Origin of the sequence: Haloplanus sp. GDY1 (assembly GCF_023703775.1) — an archaeon.
Lineage (GTDB): Archaea > Halobacteriota > Halobacteria > Halobacteriales > Haloferacaceae > Haloplanus > Haloplanus halophilus.
Map to the genome: position 1 here is coordinate 467,843 of NZ_CP098514.1, position 22,933 is coordinate 490,775.

The window sequence follows — 22,933 nt, forward strand, 5'->3', positions numbered from 1 at the left end:
CGCAGGCTATTTGTCCGCGCGCCCGGGAGTGGGCGTATGCGCTTCGATCACGTCGGCATCGCCACGCACGACGCCGACCAGTTGACCGACCTGTTCGGGACCCTCCTCGACGCCCCGGTCGCCCACCGGGAGCCGTTCGACGGCCTCGACGTCCGCTTTCTGGACTTGGGGAACGGGTACCTGGAACTGCTGGAACCGACCGAGGACGAGGGACCGGTCGCCCGCTCGCTCGACCGGTCGGGGCCCGGCGTCCACCACGTCGCGTTCGCGACGGCGGACGTGGCGGCCGCCCTCGACGTCGCCCGGGACCACGGGATCGACCTCGTCGACGAGGAACCGCGGCCGGGCGCCTGGGGTCACGACGTCGCCTTCCTCCATCCCGAGTCGACGGGCGGCGTCCTCGTGGAGTTCGTCGAGCACGAATGAACGACCCGCTCACCCACCGGGTCGACGTGCGTCCGGACGCGACGGCGCTGATCGACGCCGACGCCGACGAGCGGTGGACGGTCGCCGACCTCGATACCGCAGTGGACCGAACCGCCGGCCGACTCGCGGCCCTCGGCGTCCGCGCAGGCGACCGACTCGGGGTCGTCCTCCCGACCGGTCCGGCGACCGTCCGGGTGATCCACGCGGCGATCCGGCTGGGCGCCACGCTCGTCCCCCTCGATCCCCGACTCACGCCCGACGAACTCGCCGACCGACTGGAGCGGGCCGAGGTGACGACGCTCGTCTGTGACGCCTCGACGGCGACCGCGGCGGTCGAGGCGGCCGACGGGTCGTCGTCCGTGCCCGTCGTCTCGGTCGACGGCGACGCGGACGGCGGGGCCGCCCTCGACGCGCGCTCGCCCGACCCGGTCGTCCCGCACGACTGGCGGCGCGACGCGACGGTTGTCGTCCCCTTCACCTCCGGGACGACGGGCGATCCGAAGGGGGTGCGGCTGACCCTCGGCAACCTCCTCGCGAGCGCCGTCGCCTCCGCGTTCCGCCTCGGTCTCGACCGCGCGGAGACGTGGCACGTCGCGCTCCCGCTCCACCACGTCGGCGGGTTCACGCCCGTCTTCCGGGGACCGCTGTACGGCATGACGGTCGTCCTCCGGGCGTCGTTCGACGCCGACGCCGTCGCCGCCGACTTCGACCGCTACGACGTGACGGCCACGTCGCTGGTGCCGACGACCCTCTCCCGCCTGCTCGACGCGACGGAGGGATCGCTCGGGGAGTCCCTGCGGGCAGTCCTGCTCGGCGGCGCGCCGGCGACCGAGTCGCTCCTCGACCGATCCGCGGCGCGCGACGTGCCGGTCTGTCCCACCTACGGCATGACGGAGACGGCCTCACAGGTCGCGACGGCCACCCCCGAGGAGGCGCGGGCGCACCCCGGCACCGTCGGCCGGCCGCTGTTCCGGACCGCGGTGACCGTCCGCGACGAGGCCGGCGACGAGCGCCCGAGCGGCGATCCCGGCGAACTCGTCGTCTCCGGGCCGACGGTGACGCCGGGCTACCTCGACGGTCGCGGCGACGCGTTCGGGCCCGACGGTCTCCGAACCGGCGACGTCGGCTATCGCGACGACGACGGACGCCTGTGGGTGATCGGCCGGGTCGACGACCTGATCGTCACGGGCGGCGAGAACGTCGCGCCCGCGGAGGTGGCCGACCGCCTCCGCGCTCACCCCGACGTGGCCGACGCGGCGGTCGTGGGCCTGCCGGACGAGGAGTGGGGCGAACGCGTCGCCGCGCTGGTCGTCCCGCGCGAGGGTGCGGCCCCCTCGGCCGACGCCCTCGACGCGCACTGCCGGACGCGACTGGCGGGGTACAAGGTGCCGCGGACGATCCGCTTCGCCGACGCGATCCCGCGGACCGACTCGGGGACGGTGCGCCGGGAGGCGGTGCGGGACCGGCTCCGCGACTAGCCGGCGACGGAGCGGAGGGGCGGTTCAGTCGTCCTCGGGGAGGACGCGACTGGAGATGGCGCTCGATCCGGGCACGCTCGCGGGCATCGAGGTGTCACGGAGCGCGAACCGTTGTTTCACGGTGTCCCAGACGAAGACGGCGGTCCCGAGGATGAGGAGGGTGTCGCCGGGCAGGCGCGCCCAGAACAGCAGTTGGATCAGGTCGCGGTTGTAGAACGCCAGGCTCCGGGCGGCGTCGTAGTTGGCGGTGAAGGCGGTTTCGAGTTGCAGGAAGCCCACCGGGAGGACGGAGCCGAACACCATGATCGCGAGGCCGGCGTTCCAGAGCCAGAAGGCCCACTTCAGCCGCCTGGGGTTCCACTCCCCCGGCGCGACCGAGATGCGGAGCATGTAGGTGACCATGCCGAGCGCGAGCAAGCCGAAGGCGCCGAACATGGCCGCGTGGGCGTGGCCGACCGTCAGGTAGGTGCCGTGCTCGTAGTAGTTGATGATCGGGAGGTTGATGAAGAAGCCGAGTACGCCGGCGCCGACGAAGTTCCAGACGCCCGACGCGATGATGAACGCGAAGGGCAGCGAGTAGGGGAACGACTCGCCGGCGGTGGCGAGCGCGCGGTACTCGTTGAGCGCCTCGAAGAGGATGAGCACGAGCGGGATGAGTTCGAGCGTCGAGAAGACGGAGCCGAAGGGGAGCCAGATGTCGGGCTGGCCGATCCACCAGTAGTGGTGGGAGACGCCGATGACGCCCGAGCCCATCACGAACAGCGCCTCGAACATGACCGCCTTCTCGGCGGAGCGGCGCTTGAGCAGGTTCATCGACACCAGCGTGATGCCGACGATGGCGACGATGAAGAACTCGAAGGCGCCCTCGACCCACATGTGGACCACCCACCACCGCCAGAACTCGGTGACGACGATGTTGGTCTGGGGGGTGTAGAACAGCCCCGCCGTGAACAGCAGGGCGATGGAGCCGCCGGCATAGAGGATCATGTGTGCGAGGCCGAAGGGTTCCTCGCGGTCGAGCAGGGGCTTGAACCCGCGGGCGACGAGCCCCGCCCAGAGGACGAAGCCGGCGAGCAGGCCGACCTGCCAGAGGCGGCCCACCTCCAGATACTCCAGCCCCTCGTTGCCGATGATCCACCAGAGGTCGCCGTCGATGTAGCCGTTGGCGCCGAGCCAGATGCCGGCGAAGCCGCCCACGACGACGACCAGCAGGGCGCCGATCAGCACGTGAACGTACCGCTTCTGGTTCGGGGGTTCCGTCCCCGTCAGGAGCGGCGGGAGGAAGAGGCCGGCGCCGAGCCACAGGGTGGCGATCCAGAGCACCCCGAGGTCGATGTGGTAGGTCTTCGCGAGCGCGAACGGCAGGAGGCTCAACACGTCGATCCCGAGGAGTTCGCCGACGCCGAAGAAGCCGTCGCGCTCGACGTAGTAGTGGGCCAGCAACCCGCCGAGCAACACCTGTCCGAGGAAAAGCGCCGCCCCGATGGGGATGAAGCGGGTCGCCGCCCGCTGACTCGGCAGGAGGTCGATGTCGTCGGGGTGGGGGATCGACACTCCCTCGGTCTCCGGTTCGGGGAGTTCGACCGACTTGTAGAGCCAGACGCCGATCCCCGCCCCGGCGACGAGCAACACCATGGCGATCACGCTCCAGGTCATCGTCCCCGCGGTCGGTTCGTTGCCGGCGAGGGGGGCGTAGGGCCAGTCGTTGGTGTAGGTGTGATCCGTCCCCGGCCGTTCGGTGTGGGAGATCCACGCCGTCCAGAGGGCGAAGTCGGCGAAGGCCCGTGCCTCGTCGGCGGATTCGATGGTGCCCGCCGGGAGCCCGTGTTCGCGACTCCCCTCGTGGTACCGCTCGACGTAGTCCGCACGCACCTGCCGGTGGGCGTACGCCTCCGCCGCGGAGTACTCCACCGGCGCAGTCGTGTCCGTGGAGGCGAGGTCCGCCTCCACGAGGCGGTCGACCGCGGCCTGTTCGGCCCCGGTCAGCGCGTCGTAGTCGCTGCCGTAGCGTTGCTCCGCGTAGTAGCCCTGCATGTACCGGATCTTCCGGTCCAGCGCGTCCGCGGTGTAGTCGCTGCCGAAGTACGCGCCGTTGCCGAGGATCGATCCGTGGTTCATCAGCGCGTCGGACTGGAAGACGGTCTTACCCTCGCGGATCGCGTCACCGGTCGCGACCGTCTCGCCGTCCGGGCCGACGAACTCCTGTGGGATGGGCGGGGCCTGCTGGTAGGAGTACCAGGCCCCCGCGCCCATCACGACGAGGTTGCCGACGAACACGACGAGCAGCAGTTTCGCGAGCGTCTGTCTGCGTACCTTCATCACGTTCCGAGGTTCGGCCCGGCGTCGTGTTGGGCGTTGGTCCGAACATATTCGGGTCCGTTCCCGGGATCTGGGGACCTTCCGGCGACTGAATCCGAACGTGTTCGGGTAAATCCCCGTGGCGGTGGACGGCGTCCGTCCGCCTAGGGTCATGCCATACGCCAAGCTCACCATCGACCTGCCGTCGGCCATCTGGATCGGCGAGCTCTCGCGGGAGTTCCCGTCGACGACGTTCCGGGTCCTCTCGGCGGTGCCCTCGGGGGACGCCGGCTTCGGCCTGCTGGAGATCGAGAGCGAGGAGATGCCCGCCGTCCTCGACGGGTTGGAGGACCGGGCGGGGATCGACTCGGTGCAGCTGATGCAGCGCACCGACGACACCGCCATCGTCCAGTTCGAGACGAGCGAACCGCTCCTCCTGCTGTCGATTCGGGAGTCGGGGGCGCCACTCGAACTGCCGCTGACGATCCGGGACGGACAGGCGGTCGTCGAACTCACGGCCTCGCGGGACCGCCTCTCGGCGTTCGGCCAGCAACTGGAGACGTTCGGCATGTCCTACACCCTCAACCGGGTGTACGACGCCTCGGAGCCGCCGGACCTGCTCACCGACCAGCAGCGGCGGCTGCTGGTGACGGCCGTCGAGATGGGGTACTACGACACGCCGCGGGAGAGCACGCTGACCGAGGTGGCCGACGAGGCCGACCTGGCGAAGTCGACGGCGAGCGTCACGCTCCACCGTGCCGAGGAGCGCGTGATCAAGGAGTTCGTCGCCGACCGACTGGACGTGGCGCTCGACGAGTCGCCGCGGGCCGTGAGCTAGAAGGGGAGCATCGCCCGGAGCCGCCCGAGCAGGCTGCCGCTCGCCGACACGCGGTACTCCTCGAAGACGGGGTGGAGCAGGTCGAGGAGTTCCTGTTCGGACTCGAAGGTCCGCTTCGGGAGCGCCTCCATCGCCTCCGAGAGCGCGACGCTGTTGCCCGAGGCGTCGTACGGCACGGCCGGGTCGCCGAGGGCGCGGACGACCTCCTCCCTGGTGGCCGGGTACTCGATGTCCGCCCCGTCGAGGTGGCCGACCAGTGCGGCGATGCCGAACTCGACCGCATCCGGTGACGACGTGTCCTGCTGTGGCGGCCTGGCTGCCATTACCGGGCCTTGTCGGCGCACCACTAAAAACGACCGCCCTTCGGATCGCGACGGGTATATCCCGCCGGCACCCGTGGCACCGCTATGACCGAGTACACGACGGTTTCCATCCCGAAGGAACTCGGCGACCGCGTCGAGGAGACCATCGAGGGCACCAGCTTCTCCAGCACGAGCGACCTGGTTCGCTTTCTCCTCCGGAGCATCGTCATCCAGCACCAGCGCCGCGGCGAACTGACCGAGGCGGAGTTCGAGGAGATCGCCGACCAGTTGGCCGACCTCGGCTACCTCGACTGAGCGTCCACCCGACCTCGGCTTCCCGACTGCCCGGCTCCCCCGACTGCCCGGCTTCCCGACTGCCCGGCTCCCCCGACTGCCCGGCTCCCCCGACTGCCCGGCTACCCCGACTGCCCGCCCACCTCGACGCCCGCCCCGGCGGCGCTGACCCGGACGACGTTGTCGAGCAGACAGGCCATCGTCAGCGGCCCGACCCCGCCGGGGACGGGCGTCACCGCCGCCGCCCGCTCCCCGACGCTCTCGGCGTCGACGTCGCCGACGACGCCTCCGTCGACCCGGTTGACGCTCACGTCCACGACCACGACGCCGGGGGAGACCATCGAGCCGTCGATCAGTCCGGGCGTCCCCGCGGCGGTGACGAGGAGGTCGGCCGCGCGGGTCCGCTCGGCCAGGTCCCGGGTCCGCGAGTGACAGACGGTGACCGTGGCGTCGCGCCGACAGCACAGGTGCGCGAGGGGGACGCCGATGGCCGTCCCGCGGCCGACGACGACGGCGTCCCGTCCGGCGACCGTCACGTCGTGGGCGTCGAGCAACCGATCGACCGCACGGGACGTCACCGGGCGCACGCGCGGATCGCCCGCGACCAGTCGCCCGACGTTCTCCGGGTGGAAGCAGTCCACGTCCTTCTCGGGGGGGACGCGCCGTCGCACCTCGCTCTCGTCGACGTGATCCGGGAGGGGAATCTGGACGAACAGCGCGGTCACCGCCGGGTCCGCGCCGAGGTCGGCGACGGTTCGGTAGACCCGCTCCGCGGGCGCGTCGGGCGGGAGGTCGACCCGGCGGCTGTCGATCCCGACCTCCGAACACAGGTCGTGTTTCCGGTCCATGAACGCCCGATCCGCGGGGTCGTCGCTCACGAGGACCGTCGCCAGGGACGGATCGACGCCCGCCGCCCGGCAGTCGTCCAGGCGGTCGAGCGCGGCCTCCCGGAGGGCGTCCGCGGGACCGCGGCCGGCGAGTCGTCGGGGCTCGGACACGGTCACTCGGGGACGGATTCGGCGGGCGGTTCGGCGTCGACCACCGTCAGCGGGAGACGTCGGCCCCGGCGGTCGAAGGCGAGCAACTCCTCCCACGGCGGCACCGCGAGCAACACGACGCCGGCCAGGTCGTCGCGGCGGGTGAGTTCCGCCGGCCCCTGGGGGTGGGTGAGAAAACGGGCCCGCCCCCGACCGGCGGGCGTACCGAGGTCGACGCCGAACACGTCGCTGACGGCCCGGCCCGCCGCGGGGAGGTAGACGTGGCTGAGGATCGGCGTCTCCGGGTCGACGCCCAGATCCGTCTCGAACTCCCCGGCCGGCGTCGCGTCGAGGACGGCGTTCACCCGCGAGGGCTCGGCGTCGACGGCGCGTTCGAGCAGCATCTCGACGAGGCCACGGGTCGCGTACACCGGGACCCCGTCGGCGTCCGCGCGGGTCACCCCAGCACCATCTCGCGGATCATCTTCGCGTACGCGGCGGGCAGTCGGCGGCGGGCACCGTCGAGGGCGTCCCTGAGCGCGGCGGTCGCGTCCTCGAAGACGCCCTCGCCGTGGCCGACGAGAATCCGCTCCGGCGAGAGGTCGCCCAGCGCCCGCCGCGGCGGGACGGGGCGAAGCATGGGATGGACGCCGAGACGTTCCGACCCGGCGCGGAAGAAGGAGGCGGTGCCGACCGCCTCGGGCACCAGGAGCGTGTCGTCGGTGTGGAGCGCGGCCTCCTGCCACGGCGGGAGCGAGGCGTCGCGGACCCGCCGGACGCGGTAGCCCGAGTCGCCGAGTTCGGATCCGAAGCGCTCGACCGGCGCGTCGACGTCCGACGCCACCCCCTCCATCCACTCGGGGACGTACACCGGCACGTCGTGTCGGGTCGCGACCGCCCCGGCGTCGCGTTCGTGTCGGTCGAGACAGATCGCGACCCCGACGACGTCGCCCAGGTCCGCGAGCAGGTCGTCCACGCCCGGCGCGTCGACCGGGTCGATCACCCACACCTCGTCGTCGGCGGCGAGGGCGTGGCTCGCCCGCTGCATCCGCTCGTCGGGATAGGCGATCCAGCCGACGCCGCCGTCCCAGCGGTCGATCTCCCGTACGTCCGCGCGACCGCCCTTCAGTGGCATACCGACCCCTGGGTCGGGACGCGCATAAACCCTCGATCCGCGGGGCCGGGCGACCGTCGTCCCGCGACGGGGCAGGGCACGGGACGGGAGTTAACCCCTCCCCGCCCCTATCGGGCTCCGTGCTCACCCGACTGTCCCACCTGGCGTTGGAGGTGACCGACCTCGACGCGGCCCGCGGGTTCTACGCCGATCGGTTCGGCCTGACTCCCGTCGCGGCGTCGGACCGGGAGGTGGTCCTCCCGGTCGGCGAGACGGACCTGTGCCTGCGGCGGCCGGACGGCCTCCCGCGGGGCGGCCTCCACACGCACTTCGCGTTCTCGGCTGCCCCGGGAACGGGTGACGGGTGGCGAGCGCGACTGGCCGACCTCGACCCCGAGACGGCGACCTTCGGGGACGTCGAGTCGCTGTACGTCTACGATCCGGACGGCAACTGCGTCGAGGTCGGTGGGCTCGATCCGGCCGACGGGGACGGGACGGAGGCCGACCCCGGCCCGCCGACGGGGATCTTCGAGGTGGTCCTGGAGGTGGCCGCCCTCGACGCGGCGGTCGAGCGGTTCGAGGCGCTCGGCTTCGACCCGGTCGACCGCGGGTCGGCGCGCCGGCGGATGCGGCTCCGGGGGCCGATGGACCTCGAACTCTGGGAGCCACACCTGGGGATCGCGGACGCCCGCGGGGGCGTCCACGTCGACCTGGGGTTCGAGACGGCCGATCCCGACGCGGCGGCCGCGGCGCTGGCGCCGTGGACGGCCGAACGGGTCGCCCTCGACGACGGGGTTCGGGTTCGCGACGCCGACGGCCACTGGCTCACGTTCCGGCGTTAGGAGAGTCGGTCGGTGTCGATGCCGACGCCGGGCGGCGTCACGACGAGGAAGCCACGGAAGCGCATCAGCGTCCCGCCGGCGTCCCTGACCTCGCGGGCGAAGCCGGCGGCGAGGCGGTTCAGATCCCCCTCGACGTTCAACACGAGGATCTTGCCGGCCTCGACGGCCCCGATCCACTCGTCGGGGTCGGTGCCCCCGTCGAGGACGCCGAGGACGACCTCGGACCCGCCGTCGTCACCGCCCTCCAGTTGCTCCTCCGCGTTCCGGAGGTCGAGGTCGAACTCGCTCATGGCTCTACGCTCGTGGGGCCGAGAGAAAAGCGTTCGGGCGTCCTCCGGGTCCCGCTCGCCGACGTCCGCCGGGCGGATGGCGGGACACCGGCGGCGACTCACGGGGAGCCTCGGTCGGGATCGAACTCGCCGCGGCGGAGCCCCCGCCGGACCGGTTCGTGTTCGGCGTCGGTCGGCGGCGGCGCGGCCACCACGAGCGCCTCCAGTCGCGACCCCTCGTCGGCCCGGATCCCGCGCTCGGTGTCGGCGGGGACGACGACGACGTCGCCGGCGTCGACCCGGCGGTCGGTGTCCCCGTCGCGGACGACGCCCGTGCCGGACCTGATCGTGACGACCAGGTCGCTCCCCGGCGCGTGGACCGGAATGAACTGCCCGGGTTCGAAGAAGGCACAGATCACCTTCGCCCGGTCGCTCCGGAAGGCGACGTTCGCGGCGAACTCCTCGTCGTCGTAGTCGCGTTCGGCGTCGAAGTCGACCCGTGGCATGGGCCGACCTCGTCGCGCCAGGGCCGGGAGGGTTGTGCCGAACGTGTGCGGCCCTGCGGTGTCGGCCGGAGCGCCCCGCCGAATCGACCGCGGGACCGTCGACGGCTGGTCACCTCTCTCGGTGCCGAGAGGTGTGAATCGGCGGACTCGACGGGGTGACGACCGAACGAATCAGGTGGGTGATAGCCGAGGCCACAGGGACAAGCTTTTATAGTGGGCGTGTCCTCTTGTAGGATACAATGTCTAACGACATGGAGGATTCGTCGGAGACCCCGGCGGATCGAGTTCTTCCAGGGCACGCTGGCCCGCACTGGTGAGATAGACGGTGTACGAATTTTCGACACGACGCTACGAGACGGCGAGCAGTCGCCACGCACGTCGTTCAGTTACGACGAGAAGCGGGACATCGCCGAACTACTCGACGACATGGGCACCCACGTCATCGAGGCTGGGTTCCCGGTCAACTCGGACGCGGAGTTCGAGGCGGTCCGGGACATCTCGAACGCCACCGACACGACGGTGTGTGGTCTCGCCCGCGTCGTCGACGAGGACGTGGAGGCGGCGATCGAGTCGGGCGTGGAACTGGTCCACGTCTTCGTGAGCACGAGCGACGTGCAGTTGCAGGACTCCATGCACGCCTCGCGCGAGGAGGCGGTCGACCGCGCGGTCGCCTGCGTCGAGCGCGTGAAGGAGGCGGGCGTGGAGTGTATGTTCTCGCCGATGGACGCCACCCGGACCGACGACGACTTCCTCGTCGAGATGGTCGAGGCGGTCAGCGATGCGGGAACCGACTGGATCAACATTCCGGACACGTGCGGGGTGGCGACGCCCACGCGCTTCATGGACCTGGTGCGGATGGTCCGCGAGAACACCGACGCCGAGGTCGACGTGCACGCCCACGACGACTTCGGCCTGGCGACGGCGAACGCCATCGCCGGGTTCGAGGCCGGCGCCGCGCAGGCCCAGGTGTCGGTCAACGGCATCGGCGAGCGCGCCGGCAACGCCGCCTTCGAGGAGGTCGTGATGGCCTCCGAGGCGCTCTACGACGTCGACACGGGGATCGACACCACCCGGATCACGGAGCTGTCCCGGATGGTCGAGGAGTACAGCGACATCCCCAACCCGCCGAACAAGCCCGTGGTGGGTCGGAACGCCTTCTCCCACGAGAGCGGCATCCACGCCGCGGGCGTCATCGAGAACTCGGACACGTTCGAGCCGGGCGTGATGACCCCGCAGATGGTGGGTGCGACCCGGGAGTTCGTGCTGGGCAAGCACACGGGCACCCACTCGGTGCGCAAGCGTCTCGAGGAGATCGGCTACGCGCCCACCGACTCGGAGGTCCGGGCGGTCACGCGACTGGTCAAGGACTACGGCGCGGACAAACAGCGCGTCACGATGGCCGATCTCCGGCGGTTCGCCCGCGAGGAGAACGTCACGCGCGAGGAGGAGGTCCGCGCCTGATGGCCGGCCCCCCGTTCGCTCCACCCGTGGAGCGGCGGGTGGTTCCCTCGACGGCCGAGCCGGACGGAAACAGTTATACGCTCGGAGCGGGACCGAACGGGTACGATGCGAGGGTCCGACGTCGACGACCGCACTCAGGCTGCGAGCGCCGGCCCCGTCGGGGGTCGACAGCGCCGGGTCAGCGGTCGGATCGGGCCCATTGTAGGGGCTCTATAGCCCCTCACCCCACCATCCTCTCCGACGAACGTACCGTACGCAGGGAGCCAGACGGCCACTCGACCATGACCCACACACATCGACAGCGACTGAGGTATCGTCACCGACCGACGGAGGCACGACCATGAGCGAACGAACGACCAAACAGCGGGAGACGGAGGAAGCGACGGACGCCGAGGCCGGCGACGGCGACGCGACCCCGACGCAGGTCACGTCCGGCGCCACGTCCGCCGTGCGCGCCCTCGAGAACGCCGGCATCGAGACCATGTTCGGCGTGCAGGGCGGCGCCATCATGCCGGTGTACGACGCCCTCTGGGACTCGGACATCGATCACGTGATGATGGCCCACGAACAGGGGGCGGCCCACGCCGCCGACGCCTACAACGTGGTGTCGGGGCGTCCGGGCGTCTGCCTGGCGACGTCGGGGCCCGGCGCGACCAACCTCGTGACGGGCATCGCCGACGCCAACATGGACTCGGACGCGGTGGTGGCGCTGACCGGCCAGGTCCCACAGGACATGGTCGGCAGCGACGCCTTCCAGGAGACGGACACGACGGGCATCACCGCCCCCATCACGAAGAACAACTACTTCGCGAGCGACGCCGACACCGTCGGCGACACCGTCGGCGAGGCGGTGGCGCTCGCGGGGAGCGGCCGTCCGGGGCCGACGCTCGTCGACCTCCCGAAGGACGTGACCAACGGCGAGACGGACCGCGAACCCGGGATGCCACAGACGCCGGAGACGTACACGCCACAGGACGAGGCCGACGAGGCGGCCGTCGCGACGGCGGCCGGCGCCATCGAGGCGGCCGAGCGGCCCCTCCTCCTGTTCGGCGGGGGCGTCGTGAAGGCCGAGGCCAGCGAGGAGGCGCGGGCCTTCGCGACCGAGTACGAGATCCCGGTCGTGACGACCATGCCCGGCATCGGCACCATGCCCGAGGATCACGACCTGTGTCTGTCGTGGGCGGGCATGCACGGCACCGGCTACGCCAACATGGCGATCAACCACACCGACCTGCTGATCGCCGTCGGCACGCGGTTCGACGACCGCCTCACGGGCGGCATCGAGACGTTCGCGCCGGAGGCCGAGGTGGTCCACGTCGACATCGATCCCGCGGAGATCAGCAAGAACGTCCACGCGGACTACCCGCTGATCGGCGACGCGGGTCGCGTCCTCGAACAGCTCGACGACGCGATGGAGGCGGGCCCGGACGCCGAGGCGTGGCGCGAGCAGTGCCGGACGTGGCGGGAGGAGTATCCGATGGACTACAAGGCGCCGGACGACGAACCCCTCAAGCCGCAGTTCGTCGTCGAGGCGCTGGACGAGGCCACGAGCGACGAGGCCATCGTCACCTCGGGCGTCGGCCAACACCAGATGTGGGCGTCCCAGTACTGGACGTTCCGCGAGCCGCGCAAGTGGGTCTCCTCTCACGGCCTCGGGACGATGGGCTACGGGCTCCCCGCGGCCATCGGCGCCCGACTGGCTTCCGACGGCGGCGAGGAGGTCGTCTGCGTCGACGGCGACGGCTCCTTCCTGATGACGGTTCAGGAGCTCTCGGTCGCGGTTCGGGAGGACCTCGACATCACCGTCGCCATCCTGAACAACGAGTACATCGGGATGGTGCGCCAGTGGCAGGACGCCTTCTTCGAGGGGCGTCACATGGCCGCCGGCTACAGCTGGATCCCGGAGTTCGACAAGCTGGCGGAGGCCTTCGGCGCCCGCGGCTGGCGCGTCGACGACTACGACGAGGTGGCCGACGCCGTCGAGGAGGCGCTGGCCTACGACGGCCCCTCGGTGATCGACTTCCACATCGATCCCGCGGAGAACGTCTACCCGATGGTGCCGAGCGGCGGTGCGAACGACAAGTTCGCCCTCTCGGAGGAGCAACTATGAGCGGTGGACTGGAGGGTCCCGCACCGGAGGAGCGTCCGGACCCGGAGGGGCGGCGCAACTCCCAGGGGATCCGGATCGACCCCGAGGCGGAGGCGGAGCCGGAGAGCCGGCGGGCCGTCCTCTCGGCGCTCGTGGAACACGAGCCCGGGGTGCTGGCGAACGTCTCCGGACTGTTCCGCCGCCGGCAGTTCAATATCGAAAGCCTCACGGTGGGTCCGACCACCGATGGGGACCGGGCCCGGATCACGCTCGAAATCGAGGAGCCCCGACCGGGCATCGAACAGGCGAAAAAACAGCTGCAGAAGCTCGTCCCGGTCATCGCCGTCACGGAACTCGAACCCACCGCCATCCGGCGCGAACTCGCGCTGATCAAGGTGGACGGGAGCGCGCCGGATCAGGTCGGCGCGGTGGCGGAGATGTACGACGGCAAGACCGTCGACGTCTCCCAGGAGTCGGTGACGGTCGAGATCACGGGAAGCGAGCAGAAGATCGACGCCGCAGTCGAGACGTTCGGGCGGTTCGGCATCCACGAAATCGTCCGAACCGGCACCGCGGCGCTCGAACGCGGCACCCGCAAGACGACATAACACAACCATGACAGACGAATTCACCGTTCCGGTATACTACGACGACGACGCGGACAGTGACGCAATCGCCGGCAAGACCGTGGCCGTCCTGGGCTACGGCAGTCAGGGCCACGCCCACGCCCAGAACCTCGACGACAGCGGGATCGACGTGGTCGTGGGGCTCCGGAAGTCCTCGGACTCGTGGGCGCAGGCCGAGAACGACGGCCTGCGCGTGGCCACCCCGGACGACGCCGTCGCGGAGGCGGACGTCGTCTCGATGCTCGTCCCCGACACCGTCCAGCCGGCGGTGTTCGAGGCCATCAGCGACGGACTGGAGGCCGGCGACACCCTCCAGTTCGCCCACGGTTTCAACATCCACTACAACCAGATCCAGCCCCCCGAGGGCGTCGACGTGACGATGATCGCCCCCAAGACGCCGGGTCACCTCCTGCGACGCAACTACGTCGAGGACACGGGCACGCCGGCCCTGCTCGCCGTCTACCAGAACACGACGGGCGAGGCGAAGGCGGAGGCGCTGGCGTACGCGCAGGCCCTCGGCTGCACCCGCGCGGGCGTCGTCGAGACGACGTTCCAGGAGGAAGTCGAGACGGACCTGTTCGGCGAACAGGCCATCCTCTGTGGCGGCATCACGGCGCTCATCAAGCACGGCTACGAGACGCTCGTCGACGCGGGCTACAGCCCGGAGATGGCGTACTTCGAGTGTCTCAACGAGATGAAGCTCATCGTCGACCTGATGTACGAGGGCGGCATGAGCGAGATGTGGGACTCGGTGTCCGACACCGCCGAGTACGGCGGCCTCAAGGTCGGCCCCGAAATCGTCGACGAGGGCGTCCGCGAGAACATGGACGAGGCGCTCGAGGCCGTCCAGAACGGCGACTTCGCTCGCGACTGGATCCTCGAGAACCAGGCGGACCGCCCGCGCTACACCCAGCTTCGCCAGGCCGACAAGAACCACGACATCGAGGAGGTCGGTGCCCGACTGCGCGCGCTCTTCTCCTGGGCCGACGAGGAGGCCCCGGAGGAGGCAGAGGCCCCGGCAGATGACTGATCGGGACCGGACGGACGCGGAGCCACGCGCCGGTTCGGACGCCGGCGACGAGTCGACGGGCCGCATGCGGGACGTCTCGCACACGCCGCCACACGGCGAGGGAACGAACGGCGTCTGGTCGCGCGGCGACGAGGCGGCGCGGCCGGACGAACGGACGGACCGATGAGCCAGGGCACGCTCTACGACAAGGTGTGGGACCGACACAAGGTGGCCGACCTGCCGAACGGGCAGGATCAGCTGTTCATCGGCCTGCACCTCATCCACGAGGTGACCAGCCCGCAGCCGTTCTCGGAGCTGCGAGAGCGGGGCATCGAGGTGCCCTACCCCGAGCGCAACGTCGCCACGGTGGATCACATCGTGCCGACGCGGCCGGAGGGCCGGGAGCGCCCGCTGGCCGACGAGTCCGCCGAGGGGATGCTCACGGCCTTGGAGCGCAACACCTCCGAGGCGGGCATCCAGTTCTACGGGCTGGACTCCGAGAAACAGGGGATCACCCACGTCGTCGCCCCGGAACTGGGGCTGACCCAGCCGGGGATGACCGTCGTCTGTGGCGACTCCCACACCGCCACCCACGGCGCCTTCGGCGCCATCGCGTTCGGCATCGGCACGAGCCAGGTGCGGGACGTCCTCGCCTCGCAGTGTGTCGCGGCCGACAAGGCCGACGTGCGGCGGATCGAGGTCGACGGCACCCTGGGTCCGGGCGTCCACTCGAAGGACCTGATCCTGAAGATCATCGCCGAACTCGGCGTCGACGGCGGCGTCGGCTACGTCTACGAGTACGGCGGCGAGGCGGTCCACGACCTCTCGATGGAGGAACGGCTCGCGGTCTGCAACATGTCCATCGAGGGCGGCGCCCGCGCGGGCTACATCAACCCCGACGAGACCACCTACGAGTTCCTGCGGGGCCGCGAGTTCGCCCCCGAGGGCGAGGCCTTCGAGGAGCGCAAGGCGTACTGGGAGTCCATCAGCAGCGACGCGGACGCCGAGTACGACGACGTGGTCCACCTGGACGCCGACGACCTGGAGCCGATGGTCACGTGGGGGACGACCCCCGGACAGGCCGTCGGCATCGGCGAACGGGTTCCGGCGCCCGAGGACCTGCCGGAGGGGAAACGCGAGGCCGCGCGAACCGCCCAGGAGCACACGGGCGTCACTCCCGGCGAGCGGATGGCGGGCTACGACATCGACGTGGCCTTCCTCGGCACGTGTACGAACGGTCGCGTGAGCGACTTCCGCGAGGCCGCCGCGGTGCTGGAGGGCCGCGAGGTCCACGACGACGTCCGCGCGCTCGCGGTGCCCGGCTCCCAGACGGTGAAGTCGAAACTCGAAGCGGAGGGCGTCGACGAGATCTTTCGCGCCGCCGGCTTCGACTGGCGCGAGGCCGGCTGTTCGATGTGTCTGGCGATGAACGACGACTCGCTGGAGGGCGACGAGCGGTGTGCCTCCTCGTCGAACCGCAACTACGTGGGTCGACAGGGGAGCAAGGACGGCCGGACCGTGCTGATGAGTCCGGCGATGGTCGCCGCCGCCGCGGTGGCGGGCGAAGTGACCGACGTGCGGGATCTGGGGGTGGTCGCGTGAGCGACCCCGACCCCGACTCCGACGCCGGCGTCGACGAGATGAAAGTCCGGCGCGTCGCGGGCACGGGCGTCCCCGTCCGCGGCGACGACATCGACACCGACCAGATCATCCCGGCGCGCTTCCTCAAGACGACGACCTGGGAGGGACTGGACGAGTACGCCTTCTACGACGCCCGTCGCGACGACGACGGCGAACTCAACGACCACCCGTTCAACGAGTACAAGGGCGCGAACGTCCTCGTCGTCAACGACAACTTCGGCTGTGGCTCCTCGCGGGAGCACGCGCCGCGGGCGCTCGCTCGCTGGGGCGTCGAGGCCATCGTCGGCGAGTCCTTCGCGGAAATCTTCGCCGACAACTGCAAGTCGCTCGGCATCCCGGCGGCGACGACGGACGCGGAGACGGTCGAAGAGCTCCAGACGTTCATCGAGGAGAATCCCGACGCGGGGATCGAACTCGACGTGGTCGACGAGACGGTCACCTACGACGGGAAGACCGTCGACGTCGACATCGACGAGGCGATGCGCGGCGCGCTGGTGCAGGGCATCTGGGACACGGTCGCCCTGCTCCGGTCGAACATGGACGCCATCGACGAGACGGCGGCGGACCTGCCGTACGTCGACTCGCGATGAGCGGGACCGTCGCGGTGATCCCGGGCGACGGGATCGGTCACGAGGTGGTGCCCGCGGCCCTTCGCGTGTTGGACGCGGTCGCCGACTTCGAGTTCGTCCACGTCGAGGCCGGCGACGCCGTCGCCGAGCGGACGGGGACGCCGCTGCCCGAGGAGACGGTCGACGCCGTGACGAGCGCCGACGCGACGCTGTTCGGCGCGACCGGCGAAACCTCGGCCGACGTGATCCTCCCGCTCCGGGACGCGGTGGACTCCTTCGTCAACGTGCGCCCGGCGCGGACGTATCCGGGCGTCGAGGCGGTCCAGCCCGAGACCGACCTGGTGATCCTCCGGGAGAACACCGAGGGGGTGTACGCGGGCATCGAGAACCGCCTCTCCGAGGACGTCTCGACGCTGACGCGGCTGGTGACGCAGTCCGCCTCCCGCCGTCTCGGCGAGTTCGCCTGCGATTACGTCGCCGACAGTGGGAGCGAGGGCTTCACGGTCGCGCACAAGAACAACGTGATGCGCGTCACCGACGGTCTGTTCGTGGACGCCGTCCGCGAGGTGGCGGCCGAGCGCGGCGTCGACGTCGACGACCAGTACATGGACGCGATGGCGACGGGGCTCGCGATGGACCCCGAGCAGTACGACGTGATCGTCTGCCCGAACCTGGCCGGCGACATGCTCTCGGATCTGGCGGCCGGCCTGGTCGGCGGCCTCGGCCTCCTGCCGAGCGCGAACGTCGGCTCGGAGCGGGGCATCTTCGAACCCGTCCACGGCTGTGCGCCGGACATCGCGGGCGAGGGCGTCGCCAACCCGACGGCGACCGTCCTCTCGGCCGCGATGCTGCTCGACTTTCTCGACCACGGCGAGGCGGCGACGGCGGTGCGGACGGCCGTCGAGGCGACGCTCGCGGACGGGCCGCGGACGCCCGACCTCGGCGGTGCGGCGACCACCGAGGAGTTCACCACCGCGGTCGTCGACCGCCTCCCCGGGGATTAAGAGGCCGCACCGCCTTCGATCGGTGTATGCCACGGATCCACCTCGACGAGGAGACCGTCGAACGGCTCGACGGCCTCCGTCAGGAAGACGAAGAGTACGACGAGATCATCACGGAACTCATCAACATCTACGAGGCCGAGGAGCTGACGCTGTTCCACAGCGGCGACGAAGTTTAACCGTCGCGGTACGCCTCGCGCACGTCCGCCCACTTGCCCTGCTCTTCGAGTCGCGTCTGGAGTTCGTCGGCGTACTCGCCGACGAGTCGTTCGGCTTCGTCGAGCCGATCCTCCTCGTCCCCGTCACCGAGGCCCAGCGCGCCACGGACGGCGTCGAGGACGCCCGTCCCGCTGTCCTGGCGGCTTCTCTCCCCACCCGGAGCGGGACCGGCCCCCTGCCCCACCTTCTTCAGTTCGGGCATCATCTGTGCCAGGTTCTCGGTGTCGGGGACGATCCGCGCCCGCTCCGGATCCTCCGGATGTTCGATTTCGAACTCGACGGCGGTCATGATCAACCCCCACTCCTGGTTCGTGAACTCCGAGGCCCGGACCCGCTCGCTGAACTCCCGGTCGACGGCCATCCGGTCGCCGACGATCCTGTCGGTCCAGTTCGACATGCGAGTCGCTACGACGAGCCGACGTATCAGGGTTTCCCACGCCGTCGCGCGTACGCGGCCTCGATCATCCGCATAACTTACGCGTGAGACGGGAATACCGCATCCCCGGGATAGCCGGATCCGGGGCGTGTGCGGTCGCGCACGCCCGGCGACGGCGCATCGACGATAATCGGCAGACGGCGACGCTATTACGATCACCGCGATGGCGGAAAGCTTATATACACCGGCCGCTCCAGGCACGTTCAGGCAGATGCTCGACTCACTGTATCGCGCCGGCGTGTTCACCGTGTATCAGGCGACCCTCGTGGCCGGCATCGTGTTGATGCCGCTGGCCCTGCTCGCGGGTCGACTCGGCGTCTCCGTCCCTCTCGGGGACCTCGTGGCGGCGGCGGGGCGCGCCTACGAGAACGCCAAGTGACCGTCGGGAAGGGTTGCATTTATCAGCGCGCCCCCGCAAGGGCAGGTGATGCGTACCCCGACGAATCAGGATTTCTCACGGACACAGGAGCGTCTCGACGGCGGCGACCGGCCGGTGTTCGGCCCGGAGATCGGCGAGTTCACGAACACCGACGAGCGCCTCGCCGCGGCCGACGACGAGGACAAGGAGATGAAAACCGGCACGACGACCGTCGGGCTCTCCACCGAGAACGGCGTCGTGATGGCGACGGACATGCGCGCGAGCGCGGGCCGGATGGTCTCCAGCAAGGACGTCCAGAAAGTCGAGCAGATCCACCCGAACGCGGCGCTCACCATCGCCGGGTCGGTGTCGGCCGCCCAGTCGCTCATCCGGTCGCTCCGCTCGGAGACGAGCCTCTACGAGACCCGCCGCGGCAAGGACATGAGCATGGAGGCGCTCTCGACGCTCACGAGCAACTTCCTGCGCTCGGGGGCTTTCTTCATCGTCTCGCCACTCCTCGGCGGCGTCGACGAGGACGGCGCCCACGTCTACAGCCTCGACCCCCTCGGCGGCATGATGGAGGAGGACTACGCCGTCTCCGGATCCGGCAGCCAGTACGCCCTCGGTGTCCTCGAACAGGAGTACGACGAGGGGCTCTCCGTCGACGAGGCGAAGTCCGTCGCCGCCCACGCCATCCAGAGCGCGGTCGAGCGCGACCTGGCCTCCGGGAACGGCATCAACGTCGCCGTCGTCACCGACGAGGGCGTCGAGATCACGAAGCACAAGGACTTCGAGTCGCTGCTGTAATCGGGATCGCCGTCCGCGGCCGCTCCGTCCTCTCGACCGTCACTCCGCGAGCCAGTCCGCGAAGGAGCCGTCCAGCAGCGTCTCCGTCTGGTTCGCCACGTACGTCCGCTGCATCGCGGGGATGGCCGTCTCAAGCGGTTCGCCGTCGTCGATACGGGCACGCACCCGGTCGCGTTTCCACCCCGCGGGCGTGACGCCCGCCTCCACCCGCGCCCGGAGGGGCGCGACGTAGGATTCGGCTTCCTCGGTCGAACAGCCCGCCGAGCGGAGCCCCTCGACCGCGTGGGAGAGCAGGTCGTCGTAGATGACCTCTGGATCGGTCGTCTCGTCGCCGGCGTTGGTGAGCCAGCGCTGCTCGCTCGCGGCGCCGCGGCGCGCCGCCCGGTAGAAGTTCTCGCGGGCGACCGCCCAGTCCTGCCCGATCACCGGGTGCTCGTGGCGGGGGAGGCTCTCCATCAGCCCGGCGAAGGTCGCGAGGAAGGCGATGGAGTCGCGGACGGTCGGCTGGGCGGCGATGGGGCGGAACTCGATGCGGGCGTTGGCCGAGGAGCGGTCGGCGCCGTCGAACACCGGCCGCACCCAGCGCCAGAACGTGCCGTGTTTGCGACGGAGCGTGGCGAACTTGTCGTCGAAGCGGTCGCCGCTCTCGACCGGCATCGGGACGACCGTCGGGTCGTTGGCGACGCGGTCGACGGCCTCCTCGACGGTGTCCAGATCCTCGGGGAACCGCACCTTCTCCGCGTCGTCGGTGTTGAGGACGGACTCGAAGACGAAGATGCGGTTCTCCGCGCGGGCGTCCTCGACGACCGCCTCGGGGTCGACGCCCTCGTCGTAGAGGTCCGGCGGGAAGAAGGGTGAGTTGACCCCGAGAGCCAGGAGCGGCCCCGCCACCCGCAGGGCGTAGTTGTGATACGTCGGCAGGTCGGGCGCGTGGGGCACCTGGTAGTGGGGCTGGATGGACGTGATGAGGCTCTCGGGCATCACGGTGTCCGCTTCGAGGCTGACGTGGGGCGCCTCGACGACGAAGGGGGTCGGCGCGTTCGGCCCGTTGGCCATCGCGTGGTAGCGCACCGCGTCCGTCATGTTCGTGGCGATCCGGACCCCCGAGTCCGAGATGCTGTCGGTCAGGTAGCGCCGCGCCGTCTCGCCCGAGGGCGGGATGGTCCAGATGCCGTCGCTGACGAGGCGCATCCCCTCGATCCGGGTCGTCTGCAGTGCCGAGGAGAGATGCGAGCGGACGCCCGCGGCCTGCGCCCTGAGCCCCTCGGCGTTCAGCGGCTGGGGGCTCGTCGTCATCTCGGCGTTGTGCAGGCCGAGTTCCTTCTCGAAGCGGATGAGTTCGAGCAGTCGGCGCGGCACGCGGACGAGTTCCGAGCCGGCGTCGTCGTCGTCGCCGTCCCGCCGCCACCGGCCGTCGGCGACCGCGTAGAACTCGTACTCCAGTCCGACGATGGAGCGGTGGTTGTCGAAGGTCCCGTCCTTGAGTTCGGACTTCACCACCTCCGCGTCCGCCTGTGCCTGCGCGCGGAACTCGGAGACGTCCACGTCGAGGACGTCCCGCACCCGCGCCGCCAGGTCAGCGTTCATACCCTCCCCTGCACGATACATCGTCTTCAATCCGGTGTTCCGGGAACCCAACCCGTCGCGCTTAACCTCCCCGCGGCCGGACCTCGCCCCGATGGACTTCGCCGACTTCGCCGACCGACTCGCCGACGTCGAGGCCGAATCCGCGGACCTCGAAACCACGGCGCTGGTCGCGACGCTGCTCGCCGACGCGGACGAGGACCTGCCCGTCGTCGTCCGGCTCCTGCTCGGGCGGGTCGTCCCCGCGTGGGACTCCACGACGCTCGACGTGGGGCCGCGCCTCTGTCACGAGGCGCTCGCGCGTGCCGCCGGCCCGAACGTCACCGCCGACGACGTCGACGACCGGCTCGCCGAGGAGGGGGAGATCGGAACCGTCGCCGAATCCCTCGACACCGGCGGGCAGCGGGGGCTCGACGCCTTCGGGGCGTCCGCCCCCGACCCCCTCACCGTCGCCGAGGTGAACGACCGCCTGGGGGACCTGGCCGCCGCCGACGGGTCGGGGAGTCAGGACCGCAAGGTCGACGTCCTGTTCGGCCTGTTCAACCGTGCCGACCCGCTCTCGGCTCGGTATCTTGCCCGCCTCGTCCTCTCGGAGATGCGGATCGGCGTCGGCGAGGGGACGATCAGGGACGCCGTCGCCGAGGCGTTCGACGTTCCCGTCGAGGCCGTCGAGCGCGCGCTCCAGGTGACGAACGACTACGGGGCGGTGGCGGTCCGCGCCCGCGACGAGGGGGAGGCGGGGCTCGCCGACGTCGACCTCTCGGTCGGCCGGCCGGTGCGCGCCATGCTCGCCCAGACGGGGACGGCCGCCGACGCCCTCGAGGCGTGGGAGGCGGTCGCCGTCGAGACCAAATACGACGGCGCGCGGGTGCAGGTCCACCACGACCCGGCGGACGGGACGGCCGTCTACTCCCGGAACATGGCGGACGTGACCGACGCCCTCCCCGAACTCGTCGAGTCCGTCGAGGAACGGGTGGCGGTGCCGGTCATCCTCGACGGCGAGGCCATCGCGGTGGACGACGCGGGCGATCCGCTCCCCTTCCAGGAGGTGCTCCGACGGTTCCGCCGGAAACACGACGTGGCGCGGATGCGCGACGAGGTGGGCGTCGAACTGCGGGCGTTCGACTGCCTGCACGCCGACGGGACGGACCTGCTCGATGCGCCGCTCCGGGAACGGCGCGAGCGGCTGGGCGAGGTGCTCTCGACGGGTGTCTCCCCCCTCGCGATCACCGACGACCCCGACGCCATCGCGGCCCGCGAGGCCGACGCCCTCGACGCGGACCACGAGGGGATCATGCTCAAGGACCCGGACTCGACGTACACGCCGGGCAAGCGGGGGCGGAACTGGCTGAAGCGCAAGCCCGACGTGGAGACCCTGGACCTCGTGGTCACGGGCGCGGAGTGGGGTGAGGGACGGCGGGCGAACCACCTCGGCACCTTCCTCCTGTCGGCGCGCGACGGAGCGGACGACGCGTTCGCGACCATCGGTAAGGTGGCGACGGGCGTCTCCGACGAGCGACTGGCCGAGTTGAGCGAGACGCTCGAACCGCTGATCCGCCGACAGGACGGCACCGAGGTGGAGATCGAACCCTCGGTCGTCTTCGAGGTGGGCTACGAGGAGATCCAGGAGTCGCCGACCTACGAGTCGGGCTACGCCCTCCGGTTCCCGCGGTTCGTCGCCGTTCGGGAGGACAAAGGCCCAGCCGACGCCGACTCGCTCGACCGGATCGAGCGACTGGCGAGGGAGTGACTCTCGACGGGGGACCGCCCCCGCGACGGCCACCACCGT

At 70.6% G+C, this 22,933-nt stretch carries 26 protein-coding genes; 17 read left to right on the plus strand and 9 right to left on the minus strand.

The annotated features are described in order from the left end of the window. The first annotated feature begins 36 nt into the window (after positions 1 to 36). Entirely contained in the window at positions 37 to 426 is a 390-nt protein-coding gene (gene mce / locus NBT67_RS02600; RefSeq protein WP_251343262.1) for a methylmalonyl-CoA epimerase, read from the plus strand. Beyond that, complete coding sequence (gene menE, locus NBT67_RS02605; RefSeq protein WP_251343263.1) at positions 423 to 1,904, plus strand: o-succinylbenzoate--CoA ligase; 1,482 nt, start codon at positions 423 to 425, stop codon at positions 1,902 to 1,904. Before mce ends, menE begins: the two co-directional genes overlap by 4 nt. A gap of 24 nt (positions 1,905 to 1,928) precedes the next feature. On the opposite strand, the gene NBT67_RS02610 is transcribed toward menE, so the two are convergent. Beyond that, positions 1,929 to 4,223: a nitric-oxide reductase large subunit gene (locus tag NBT67_RS02610; RefSeq protein WP_251343264.1), complete on the minus strand. Its 2,295-nt coding sequence runs from the start codon at positions 4,221 to 4,223 to the stop codon at positions 1,929 to 1,931. A 151-nt stretch (positions 4,224 to 4,374) separates the two neighbouring features. On the opposite strand from NBT67_RS02610, the gene NBT67_RS02615 reads away from it, so the two are divergent. Beyond that, positions 4,375 to 5,040: a helix-turn-helix domain-containing protein gene (locus tag NBT67_RS02615; RefSeq protein ID WP_251343265.1), complete on the plus strand. Its 666-nt coding sequence runs from the start codon at positions 4,375 to 4,377 to the stop codon at positions 5,038 to 5,040. On the opposite strand, the gene NBT67_RS02620 is transcribed toward NBT67_RS02615, so the two are convergent. Next, positions 5,037 to 5,363, minus strand: a complete 327-nt coding sequence (locus NBT67_RS02620; protein ID WP_251343266.1) for a DUF2795 domain-containing protein — start codon at positions 5,361 to 5,363, stop codon at positions 5,037 to 5,039. The genes NBT67_RS02615 and NBT67_RS02620 overlap by 4 nt on opposite strands. An 84-nt stretch (positions 5,364 to 5,447) precedes the next feature. On the opposite strand from NBT67_RS02620, the gene NBT67_RS02625 reads away from it, so the two are divergent. Continuing rightward, positions 5,448 to 5,657 carry a ribbon-helix-helix domain-containing protein gene (locus NBT67_RS02625; protein ID WP_157687798.1) on the plus strand — a complete coding sequence of 70 codons (210 nt, stop codon included), beginning with the start codon at positions 5,448 to 5,450 and terminating at the stop codon, positions 5,655 to 5,657. A gap of 101 nt (positions 5,658 to 5,758) precedes the next feature. Here NBT67_RS02625 and NBT67_RS02630 read toward each other — a convergent pair whose 3' ends face one another. Genes NBT67_RS02630 through NBT67_RS02640 form a run of 3 tightly spaced genes read right to left on the minus strand, consistent with a single transcriptional unit; the run spans position 5,759 to position 7,748 of the window. Next, the gene (locus tag NBT67_RS02630) at positions 5,759 to 6,634 is read right to left on the minus strand and encodes a bifunctional 5,10-methylenetetrahydrofolate dehydrogenase/5,10-methenyltetrahydrofolate cyclohydrolase (RefSeq protein ID WP_251343267.1); all 876 of its coding nucleotides are present in this window, start codon (positions 6,632 to 6,634) and stop codon (positions 5,759 to 5,761) included. Positions 6,635 to 6,636: 2 nt separating this feature from the next. Then, on the minus strand, positions 6,637 to 7,074 hold the full coding sequence (locus NBT67_RS02635; RefSeq protein WP_425498886.1) for a JAB/MPN domain protein-containing protein: 438 nt from the start codon (positions 7,072 to 7,074) through the stop codon (positions 6,637 to 6,639). Further along, positions 7,071 to 7,748, minus strand: coding sequence for a hypothetical protein (locus NBT67_RS02640; RefSeq protein WP_251343268.1), 678 nt, complete (start codon positions 7,746 to 7,748; stop codon positions 7,071 to 7,073). Before NBT67_RS02640 ends, NBT67_RS02635 begins: the two co-directional genes overlap by 4 nt. A gap of 119 nt (positions 7,749 to 7,867) precedes the next feature. On the opposite strand from NBT67_RS02640, the gene NBT67_RS02645 reads away from it, so the two are divergent. Further along, positions 7,868 to 8,569: a VOC family protein gene (locus NBT67_RS02645; protein ID WP_251343269.1), complete on the plus strand. Its 702-nt coding sequence runs from the start codon at positions 7,868 to 7,870 to the stop codon at positions 8,567 to 8,569. On the opposite strand, the gene NBT67_RS02650 is transcribed toward NBT67_RS02645, so the two are convergent. Both NBT67_RS02650 and NBT67_RS02655 read right to left on the minus strand, forming a co-directional pair. Further along, positions 8,566 to 8,859, minus strand: a complete 294-nt coding sequence (locus NBT67_RS02650) for a DUF5779 family protein (RefSeq protein ID WP_343218022.1) — start codon at positions 8,857 to 8,859, stop codon at positions 8,566 to 8,568. The two genes, NBT67_RS02645 and NBT67_RS02650, sit on opposite strands and share 4 nt — an antisense overlap. 98 nt (positions 8,860 to 8,957) lie before the next feature. Then, positions 8,958 to 9,344: a cupin domain-containing protein gene (locus NBT67_RS02655; RefSeq protein WP_251343270.1), complete on the minus strand. Its 387-nt coding sequence runs from the start codon at positions 9,342 to 9,344 to the stop codon at positions 8,958 to 8,960. Between the two features lie 213 nt (positions 9,345 to 9,557). On the opposite strand from NBT67_RS02655, the gene NBT67_RS02660 reads away from it, so the two are divergent. The 9 genes from NBT67_RS02660 (at position 9,558) to NBT67_RS02700 (ending at position 17,919) form a co-directional block, all read left to right on the plus strand. Then, positions 9,558 to 10,805: a LeuA family protein gene (locus NBT67_RS02660; protein ID WP_425498887.1), complete on the plus strand. Its 1,248-nt coding sequence runs from the start codon at positions 9,558 to 9,560 to the stop codon at positions 10,803 to 10,805. Between the two features lie 340 nt (positions 10,806 to 11,145). Next, on the plus strand, positions 11,146 to 12,915 hold the full coding sequence (gene ilvB / locus NBT67_RS02665) for a biosynthetic-type acetolactate synthase large subunit (RefSeq protein WP_251343271.1): 1,770 nt from the start codon (positions 11,146 to 11,148) through the stop codon (positions 12,913 to 12,915). Further along, positions 12,912 to 13,502: an acetolactate synthase small subunit gene (gene ilvN, locus NBT67_RS02670; RefSeq protein WP_251343272.1), complete on the plus strand. Its 591-nt coding sequence runs from the start codon at positions 12,912 to 12,914 to the stop codon at positions 13,500 to 13,502. Before ilvB ends, ilvN begins: the two co-directional genes overlap by 4 nt. A gap of 7 nt (positions 13,503 to 13,509) precedes the next feature. Beyond that, positions 13,510 to 14,550: a ketol-acid reductoisomerase gene (gene ilvC / locus NBT67_RS02675; RefSeq protein WP_251343273.1), complete on the plus strand. Its 1,041-nt coding sequence runs from the start codon at positions 13,510 to 13,512 to the stop codon at positions 14,548 to 14,550. After that, entirely contained in the window at positions 14,543 to 14,716 is a 174-nt protein-coding gene (locus tag NBT67_RS02680; RefSeq protein WP_251343274.1) for a DUF7989 family protein, read from the plus strand. Before ilvC ends, NBT67_RS02680 begins: the two co-directional genes overlap by 8 nt. Beyond that, positions 14,713 to 16,131: a 3-isopropylmalate dehydratase large subunit gene (gene leuC, locus NBT67_RS02685; RefSeq protein WP_251343275.1), complete on the plus strand. Its 1,419-nt coding sequence runs from the start codon at positions 14,713 to 14,715 to the stop codon at positions 16,129 to 16,131. The genes NBT67_RS02680 and leuC overlap by 4 nt, the downstream gene beginning before the upstream one ends. Positions 16,132 to 16,169: 38 nt before the next feature. Continuing rightward, positions 16,170 to 16,760: a 3-isopropylmalate dehydratase small subunit gene (gene leuD / locus NBT67_RS02690; protein WP_251344325.1), complete on the plus strand. Its 591-nt coding sequence runs from the start codon at positions 16,170 to 16,172 to the stop codon at positions 16,758 to 16,760. Then, a complete protein-coding gene (locus tag NBT67_RS02695; protein ID WP_251343276.1) occupies positions 16,757 to 17,743 on the plus strand; it encodes an isocitrate/isopropylmalate dehydrogenase family protein in 987 nt (328 codons plus the stop codon). Before leuD ends, NBT67_RS02695 begins: the two co-directional genes overlap by 4 nt. Before the next feature lie 26 nt (positions 17,744 to 17,769). Next, positions 17,770 to 17,919, plus strand: a complete 150-nt coding sequence (locus tag NBT67_RS02700) for a DUF7557 family protein (RefSeq protein WP_251343277.1) — start codon at positions 17,770 to 17,772, stop codon at positions 17,917 to 17,919. Here NBT67_RS02700 and NBT67_RS02705 read toward each other — a convergent pair. Beyond that, positions 17,916 to 18,356, minus strand: a complete 441-nt coding sequence (locus NBT67_RS02705) for a DUF5799 family protein (RefSeq protein ID WP_251343278.1) — start codon at positions 18,354 to 18,356, stop codon at positions 17,916 to 17,918. The two genes, NBT67_RS02700 and NBT67_RS02705, sit on opposite strands and share 4 nt — an antisense overlap. A 250-nt stretch (positions 18,357 to 18,606) precedes the next feature. Between NBT67_RS02705 and NBT67_RS02710 the strand changes: the two genes are divergently transcribed. Further along, positions 18,607 to 18,774, plus strand: a complete 168-nt coding sequence (locus NBT67_RS02710) for a hypothetical protein (protein ID WP_251343279.1) — start codon at positions 18,607 to 18,609, stop codon at positions 18,772 to 18,774. A 48-nt stretch (positions 18,775 to 18,822) separates the two neighbouring features. Continuing rightward, positions 18,823 to 19,560 (plus strand): archaeal proteasome endopeptidase complex subunit beta, encoded by a 738-nt coding sequence (gene psmB / locus NBT67_RS02715; RefSeq protein WP_251343280.1) that lies wholly within the window; start codon positions 18,823 to 18,825, stop codon positions 19,558 to 19,560. Positions 19,561 to 19,599: 39 nt separating this feature from the next. On the opposite strand, the gene NBT67_RS02720 is transcribed toward psmB, so the two are convergent. Then, entirely contained in the window at positions 19,600 to 21,147 is a 1,548-nt protein-coding gene (locus NBT67_RS02720; RefSeq protein ID WP_251343281.1) for a glutamate-cysteine ligase family protein, read from the minus strand. 91 nt (positions 21,148 to 21,238) lie between these two features. Between NBT67_RS02720 and ligA the strand changes: the two genes are divergently transcribed. Then, entirely contained in the window at positions 21,239 to 22,894 is a 1,656-nt protein-coding gene (gene ligA / locus NBT67_RS02725; protein WP_251343282.1) for an ATP-dependent DNA ligase LigA, read from the plus strand. The last annotated feature ends 39 nt before the right edge of the window (positions 22,895 to 22,933 follow it).

Coding starts and splice junctions, on each gene's coding strand:
- NBT67_RS02640 (WP_251343268.1), bottom strand. CDS start 7,748: ATGCCACTGAAGGGCGGTCGCGCGGACGTACGGGAGATCGACCGCTGG.
- NBT67_RS02680 (WP_251343274.1), top strand. CDS start 14,543: ATGACTGATCGGGACCGGACGGACGCGGAGCCACGCGCCGGTTCGGAC.
- ilvC (WP_251343273.1), top strand. CDS start 13,510: ATGACAGACGAATTCACCGTTCCGGTATACTACGACGACGACGCGGAC.
- NBT67_RS02700 (WP_251343277.1), top strand. CDS start 17,770: ATGCCACGGATCCACCTCGACGAGGAGACCGTCGAACGGCTCGACGGC.
- NBT67_RS02695 (WP_251343276.1), top strand. CDS start 16,757: ATGAGCGGGACCGTCGCGGTGATCCCGGGCGACGGGATCGGTCACGAG.
- NBT67_RS02705 (WP_251343278.1), bottom strand. CDS start 18,356: ATGTCGAACTGGACCGACAGGATCGTCGGCGACCGGATGGCCGTCGAC.
- NBT67_RS02620 (WP_251343266.1), bottom strand. CDS start 5,363: ATGGCAGCCAGGCCGCCACAGCAGGACACGTCGTCACCGGATGCGGTC.
- leuD (WP_251344325.1), top strand. CDS start 16,170: ATGAAAGTCCGGCGCGTCGCGGGCACGGGCGTCCCCGTCCGCGGCGAC.
- NBT67_RS02655 (WP_251343270.1), bottom strand. CDS start 9,344: ATGCCACGGGTCGACTTCGACGCCGAACGCGACTACGACGACGAGGAG.
- NBT67_RS02625 (WP_157687798.1), top strand. CDS start 5,448: ATGACCGAGTACACGACGGTTTCCATCCCGAAGGAACTCGGCGACCGC.
- NBT67_RS02615 (WP_251343265.1), top strand. CDS start 4,375: ATGCCATACGCCAAGCTCACCATCGACCTGCCGTCGGCCATCTGGATC.
- psmB (WP_251343280.1), top strand. CDS start 18,823: ATGCGTACCCCGACGAATCAGGATTTCTCACGGACACAGGAGCGTCTC.
- ilvN (WP_251343272.1), top strand. CDS start 12,912: ATGAGCGGTGGACTGGAGGGTCCCGCACCGGAGGAGCGTCCGGACCCG.
- NBT67_RS02650 (WP_343218022.1), bottom strand. CDS start 8,859: ATGAGCGAGTTCGACCTCGACCTCCGGAACGCGGAGGAGCAACTGGAG.
- NBT67_RS02720 (WP_251343281.1), bottom strand. CDS start 21,147: ATGAACGCTGACCTGGCGGCGCGGGTGCGGGACGTCCTCGACGTGGAC.
- ilvB (WP_251343271.1), top strand. CDS start 11,146: ATGAGCGAACGAACGACCAAACAGCGGGAGACGGAGGAAGCGACGGAC.
- mce (WP_251343262.1), top strand. CDS start 37: ATGCGCTTCGATCACGTCGGCATCGCCACGCACGACGCCGACCAGTTG.
- menE (WP_251343263.1), top strand. CDS start 423: ATGAACGACCCGCTCACCCACCGGGTCGACGTGCGTCCGGACGCGACG.
- ligA (WP_251343282.1), top strand. CDS start 21,239: ATGGACTTCGCCGACTTCGCCGACCGACTCGCCGACGTCGAGGCCGAA.
- NBT67_RS02710 (WP_251343279.1), top strand. CDS start 18,607: ATGCTCGACTCACTGTATCGCGCCGGCGTGTTCACCGTGTATCAGGCG.
- leuC (WP_251343275.1), top strand. CDS start 14,713: ATGAGCCAGGGCACGCTCTACGACAAGGTGTGGGACCGACACAAGGTG.
- NBT67_RS02610 (WP_251343264.1), bottom strand. CDS start 4,223: ATGAAGGTACGCAGACAGACGCTCGCGAAACTGCTGCTCGTCGTGTTC.